The sequence below is a fragment of the Paenilisteria rustica genome, from assembly GCF_013820765.1.
Taxonomy (GTDB): Bacteria; Bacillota; Bacilli; order Lactobacillales; family Listeriaceae; genus Listeria_A; species Listeria_A rustica.
The window spans coordinates 62,888-69,773 of record NZ_JABJVM010000017.1; the positions used below are offsets into that span (position 1 = coordinate 62,888).

The window sequence follows — 6,886 nt, forward strand, 5'->3', positions numbered from 1 at the left end:
ATTTATAAAAAAAGAGACATTCCAATTATACCTCTTTTTCACAAATCCCAAACATCATAAAATCGATCAGTTCATCCAAACGATCCGACATTGACCCCGTACGAAATGGGCTGTCACTAGCGAATACTGGGCTAATCGCCGACAAACAATAACGCGCCGCCGTCTCACTCGTAACCCCTTCACGTAATGTCCCATCAGCCTCCATCTTTTCAAAAAGCCGCTTAAACGGATCCAAATACGTCGACTGCCATAGTTGGAACATCAAAAACTGATTTTCCTTCTTCAACTCATTTAAGATATCATGAATCATCATCAAAATATTCGTCGGATGATTCTCAATCAACATCATTAGCATAGCCTTTAATTGCACTTTTGGCGAGACATTTGCCTGCTCAATCGGAATCATATCCGTGTGAATCTCGATCGTCAGCTGCCGAACAACCTCGACATAAAGCGATTCCTTATCCTTGAAATGATGGTAAAGCCCAGGCTGCGTCATCTGGCACTGCGCCGCAATATCCCGCGTTGAAACCGACCGATAGCCCTTTTCCATAAACAAATCACGAGCCGTCGTTAAAATTTTATTACGCGTAAAAATCAATTCCTCCGCACGAGTCCGCTTCTTCATCCTGTTTCGCCTCCATCACTCATTCCTCCATCATTTTATCACGACTTCGCCAATCCGTAAACCTCACGTCATAACTCCTCCCGCAACACCAAAACCGACTGCTCCTTGCGCTTCGCCTCAAACATAATATCCACGTCCCGCCCAGCCAATAATCCCAGTAATCGCTGGAAATCCTCCAAATGAATCAAATCATGATGCGAACGATCCGTAACACTCGTTTTTCCAGAACTAATATGCATTTTCGGCGTCGTTTCCCACGTTTTGAAGACATCCGTCACAATTTGCGCCACATCCGCATCCGGCTCATGATTACAAATATGATGATGAATATCAAAACAAACCGTTGCCCCAGTAGCCTTAGCAATCCCCAAAACATCATTCGCCGTATACATCTTATCATCATTTTCAAGCCTCAACAACCGCTTAATATCATCCGATAAGCCGTTATATGCCCGAATAAAGCGCTCACTTGCCGTTTTCTTATCCCCATAAGCCCCACCAATATGCAAAATCATATCCGTGCCACCGACCAAATCCAACAACTGCTGATGATATGAAAGTTCCGCAATCGCCTTCTCCACAACATCCTCACGCGGCGAATTAATAATCGTATACTGCCCAGGATGCATCGACAACCGCATTCCATGAAGCTCCCGCAACCGACTAATTTCAGTCGTCAACATCAAAATATCCGTATCATGCTGCCAATCCCACGTCATAATCGGATGTGATGCAAAAGGAATCAAATCACTCGACATCCGGAAAAAATAAATCTCATGCGCAATATTCCACTCCAAAACCCGAATAACCTCCGCCAAATTATGTACCGCAATCTCCTTCACCTTCGCGAGCCCCTGCTCCTCCACCGTCCGCAACCGACACGTCCGAAACTTCGAAGGCATCGACATATTAATACACGCATAACCCAATCTCATAATCCCACCCCTTTTCGCATCCCATCATAGCAAAAAAGCAACCACCACACCAAACAAAACGGTTTTGATGGTTGCTTTTACTATTTCCTAATGTATAAACCCAGCCAAAATACTCGTAACCACCACCGACAAGATAGTCACCGTCGAAAAACCAGCAACAATCATTTTCGGTAATATTTCGCCCTCAATCGCCGCGATTTCCTGCGCGTTTTCACCAGCACTTTTCGCGGCCTCTTGACTCAAAATCATTGTTCCAGGAAAACCGTAAAGCGTCGTGAGCCCGATTGCCATCGACATCGCCAGACTATACCCAAGAAGTTTTCCCAAAGCGGCCGAAAAAAGAACGCTCCCTGTAACCCCAATCGCAAACGCAATACAAAGCGGTCCAATCAGCGAAATTAAATCGTCCACAGAAGACGTTGCAAGCGGTCCAAAAATAATGAGCAAAATCCCAATCATCATCAACCCGTATGCATCGATGCCAGTAAGGATATTCGGTTTTAAAATACCCAACGCACGAAGTAAAATACCGAGCAACAACGCCACAACAAATTGGTTCAGAATTCCATTCGTAATATCAGCAATAAACCCAGCCAACATGACCACCGCACCGACTACAAACAAAGTCCCCGCCGTCGTTTGAAACGCTTGTGGCAAGATTGTTCGCGGTTCCTTACTCATCTCTTTTTCGGCCGGCGCCTTCACTTTCAACTTACCAGTCCGATATTCTCCCCGTACACGCTGCGCCTCTTTCCGCAAAATAATCGATGTAAGCGGATACCCAATCAAGCCCTGAAAAGCCGAAATCAGCACAGCCAAAACAGCAACCAACACCAATCCAGATGCCAGAGCCGCTTCTTGAATAAGGATAACTGCGACCGTCGTACCACTAATCGCCCCAATCGCCGAAATAATGAAATTTTGATCCAAGAAGAAAGAACCAATCGTGAAAAGAAAAACGATAATGCCAAGTATCGCGGAAACACCAATCAGAACAGTTCTCCACTGCTTTTTCAGCTCATCAATACTAATCATCGTCCCAATGTGAACAATCAGCATGCCAATAACCGTCTGACCCAGCGCGAGTAAAGACGAACTAGTCAACAAATCTTCCGGAAATAAATTCGTTTTAAACCCGACAATAAAAATAATCGCCGCCACAAGTAAAGAAGAAATAAGCGACTTCGTTTTCTTAGCCACAAAATCACCAATAGTCCAAATAAGCATGATAATCGTAAAAGCTGTAACCGGATTCATATAAATCCCCCATCTCATTAAATTATTCCAACCAATCTATTATCCCGAGTAATATCCTCCTGTTCATATTCCCGTTTTGTTCATTATTAAACAAATTAGTAAGAATGTTCTGAAATCTTAAAATGTCGATAAAAGTAAATTAATTACTGTTACATGAATTGTAGCATGATATGTAGGAATTTATCAAATAAAAATCACGAGCAGTTATTATAAAAAAACCGTATGAATGAGCCCAATAATGAAAATCTCACATAATCTCCAAAAGGTTGCTTTCATACGGTTTTAATATACAGGGCATGCCCGTTGCTACGCAGGACTTTCAAAATATCTACCATGATAATTGCCACGTTAAAATTATTAACTCAAATCAAAGATACATGGTTATTCAGTTTCCTATGGTATTTCCTGCTCAGTTGGCGCAGTGACTCTTTATAGGCCGATAGCTTTTTTCTTATTCATTTTACCACCCATGTTTTTTATCAACTTCTTCCTGATGAAGCTCTTTTTGTTTCTCTGTAAGTGTTGCGTCCTCTTACCAAATACGTTATCCATAACCCAATTTAAGAAGAAATTTTTCCGGATTCTCTAACCACTGAATAGGAAAATCTACCACTATTACAAATACCTTCTAAAGTAGCTGACAACTCTCTGACTCTATTCTTACGATTAGTCAATCAATCCTAAACTTTTTTTCCACGTTAACACTCTGGTTACTGCTTGATTAATTTGGTCCTCAGTAATTGTTCCATCTTGCACTGCTTTAATCACAGCCTCTGATTGAACAACAGCATCAGAACTCAGTAACATGTCATTCCCGGACAATACAGCTTTTACAGCTATTTCCTCACTTGTCCCATAAGCTTTGACACCCTCCATAATCAAATCATCTGTCATAATTACTCCAGTGAACTTGAGATCATTTCTTAATATAGCGTGAACACTTGGTGATAGTGACGAGGGATTATTTGAATCCACTTCTTCCATAACATTATGAGATACTAAAACACTATCAGCTCCAGCCTCAATTCCAGCACTAAATGGAAGAAAATCACTTTGTTGAAACGATTGTAGCGAACGGTGATCATGAGCAACCTCGGTATGCGTATCTATATTATTCCCATAACCAGGAAAATGTTTTAAAACGCTTCCTTCATTTGCTTCCTTCATCGCAGTAACTACTGTTTGTGCATAAATTGACGTTTGTGTCGCATCCTTACCAAAAGCTCGTGGATATATAAAATCATTAGGATCAGTTGAGACATCCACTACTGGAGCAAAATTAATATTCAATCCTAAATTCTGTAAAAATGCCGCCTTATCCTTCGTATCTGCTGTTATCGCATCAAAGCCTCCACTTTCATAAATATCTTGTGGTGATTGAAAGGGCTTGCTTCTTAAATATAGGCTAGCACGATTAACCGTTCCACCTTCTTCATCAGTTCCAATTAACATTGGAATTTTAGAAACCTCTTGGTAAGATTGAATGTTTGCTTTCACTGTATCCTCAGATTTATCCTCAAAATCTGCGCCAAATAAAATATATCCTCCAAATTGGTAATCTTGAATTAATTCTACAGGTGCAACTTCCGGAACTCGAACCATAAACATCTGTCCTACTTTTTCTTTTAAAGTCATTGTACTTATCATATTTACAGCAGCATCATGTTTAACCGCTGTTATTACAATCTTTGTTACCGCAACTTTTTGCACATCTTTCTTTTGTTCATCTAAATCCCCTGTGTAACTGATGACTGCTTTATTTCCAGTAACCGCTTCATCCCCCTCCAACTCTACTTTACTTGTATCAAAAATATATGTTTTATTATCTCCGGTTTTAATCTCAATTGTACTATCTGCCTTATCAACAATTTCTCCTTGAATATTATTGATAACTTCTCTAGATTTATCATCATGCCCCATTGAAGTCGCAAAATAAATAGCTCCACCAATAAAGATAGTTAAAACAATAAGTACAACAAAGATTTTTTTCCCTTTATTACTTGTTTTCTTTCGATGCTTTGACACCTTGTGACTCATAGTATAAGCCCTCCTTGATTTTAAGTTTTAAGAACATCAAATATATTTGCTATACATTCTGCTAATTCTCTACTCATTATTCAATAACATACCCATACATTACCATCTTCTTTATAATGAAAAAACTAAATCTATACAAAGTATTATACACCGTATTATAAGATGTTGGAATGGCAACCCCTTTTCGAACAAAATGTACAAGATATCGATCGATTAAATTTGGATCTTAGAAATGAGTGGATTTTCGGTAGCATTCCTAATGGATTTCGCGATGCAAAAACTAACAGACCCCTGATAATTCAAGGTTCCGTGGAATCGAATATGATTTCTTAGCGGAGTTTGAAAAGATTGCATAGGAATAAAAATACATGAAACTACGTAAAAAAAGAAGATCACGAGGCTTCTATTTGTAATTTTTATTACCAAAATAAACCTTTAATCAATGTTCATAATCTTGTATAATGAAAGTAGCAAGTAATTCTCAAGAGGAGGAATTAAAAATGAAAGCGCTAACTTTTTTAGAACCCCAAAAAATTGATGTAGTAGAGAAAGCGCGCCCTGAGATTAAAGAAAGTACGGATGTTATCGTAAAGATGTTGAAAACGACGATTTGTGGAACGGATTTGCATATCATTTCTGGAGATACACCAGAGGTACCTAAGAATTTAACCCTTGGGCATGAAGGGGTGGGTGAAATCTCAGAAATTGGTGAAGGTGTAACTAATTTCAACGTAGGGGATAAGGTGCTTATTTCATGTATTACTTCTTGTGGTCGCTGTGAATTTTGTAAGAAGGGTTTATATGCACACTGTAAAGATGGTGGATGGATATTGGGTCATCTGATTGATGGCACACAGGCAGAGTATGTGAGAATCCCGCATGCTGATAATAGTTTATATCTTATCCCAGAAAATCTGGAGGACGAAGTGGCTGTTATGTTGAGCGATATTTTACCTACGGGATTTGAAATAGGTGTACTCAATGGACAGGTGAAACCAGGAGATACGCTAGCTATTATTGGAGCTGGACCAGTGGGCATGGCGACTTTACTAACGGCTCAATTTTATTCCCCAGCGAAGATTATTATGGTGGATTTAGACGATCATAGGTTGGAATTGGCAAAAAAACTTGGCGCGACAGATGTTATCAATTCCACTGATTCTGAGCGAGCTATTCAACAAATATTTGAATTATCCAATGGGATAGGTGTGGATGTAGCGATGGAAGTCGTAGGGATTCCATCCACCTTTGATTTATGTCAAAGAATACTGGCACCTGGTGGACATATCGCGAATGTAGGCGTTCATGGGAAGAGTGTGGAATTACATCTAGAAGAACTATGGATTAAAAATATTACATTAACCACCGGACTAGTAAGCACAAGTAGTACCCCAATGTTACTAAAAACGGTTAGTGCTGGCAGAATGGCACATGTGGATGAATTAATTTCACATCATTATACCTTCGATGAGATATTGAAAGCACACGATACGTTTAAAAATGCATCTGTGACAAAAGCATTAAAAGTAATCATTCATTTTTGAATAATGGTGGACGCATCTTTGTTAGCTTATAAATATATGAAGAGCACATTCTATTTTTGTGAGTGCTCTTTTTTGTTGGAGAAATAGGTATGCTGGAGATTAGGTTAGGGATTGCACAAACCGTGTCAAGATGTACAAGCCAACAACAGGAGCTAAAGCGAAAGGTATTAGTGAAAAGATAAAGAATTTGGTGAGATAGTATACATCGGAAAGATTAGGTCATGCAAACATTAATACTACATTAAAATATTATACGCACCTTAGTAGAAAACTTCGTGACTCCAACGAAGAAAAAGTAAACGCCTACTTTTCAAGAAAAATTTCTGCCACAAAAACTGCCACAAAGGATTGAAAAATCGGTTCTATAATAAATGTTGGGGTAGAAATTAATCTGCCTCAACATTTTTTTGTTCTCATTTCAAGACAAAAAAATACACAGTAATATCAACATCCGTTAAGATAAAAGTGACGAAACCCAATCCAAA

The 6,886-nt window shown here is 39.3% G+C and carries 5 protein-coding genes; 1 reads left to right on the forward strand and 4 read right to left on the reverse strand.

Features of this window, described 5'->3' with window-relative positions:
• Nucleotides 1-25: 25 nt before the first annotated feature.
• From HPK16_RS13650 to HPK16_RS13665, 4 genes are all read right to left on the reverse strand, one after another.
• Nucleotides 26-628 (reverse strand): TetR/AcrR family transcriptional regulator, encoded by a 603-nt coding sequence (locus HPK16_RS13650; protein WP_181677475.1) that lies wholly within the window; start codon nt 626-628, stop codon nt 26-28.
• A gap of 68 nt (nt 629-696) precedes the next feature.
• On the reverse strand, nt 697-1,563 hold the full coding sequence (gene uvsE / locus HPK16_RS13655; RefSeq protein WP_181677476.1) for a UV DNA damage repair endonuclease UvsE: 867 nt from the start codon (nt 1,561-1,563) through the stop codon (nt 697-699).
• Between the two features lie 87 nt (nt 1,564-1,650).
• Nucleotides 1,651-2,820 (reverse strand): hypothetical protein, encoded by a 1,170-nt coding sequence (locus tag HPK16_RS13660; RefSeq protein ID WP_181677477.1) that lies wholly within the window; start codon nt 2,818-2,820, stop codon nt 1,651-1,653.
• Nucleotides 2,821-3,486: 666 nt separating this feature from the next.
• A complete protein-coding gene (locus HPK16_RS13665; protein ID WP_181677478.1) occupies nt 3,487-4,857 on the reverse strand; it encodes a glycoside hydrolase family 3 N-terminal domain-containing protein in 1,371 nt (456 codons plus the stop codon).
• A 500-nt stretch (nt 4,858-5,357) separates the two neighbouring features.
• Between HPK16_RS13665 and HPK16_RS13670 the strand changes: the two genes are divergently transcribed.
• Nucleotides 5,358-6,401 (forward strand): zinc-dependent alcohol dehydrogenase family protein, encoded by a 1,044-nt coding sequence (locus HPK16_RS13670; protein WP_181677479.1) that lies wholly within the window; start codon nt 5,358-5,360, stop codon nt 6,399-6,401.
• Nucleotides 6,402-6,886 lie beyond the last annotated feature (485 nt).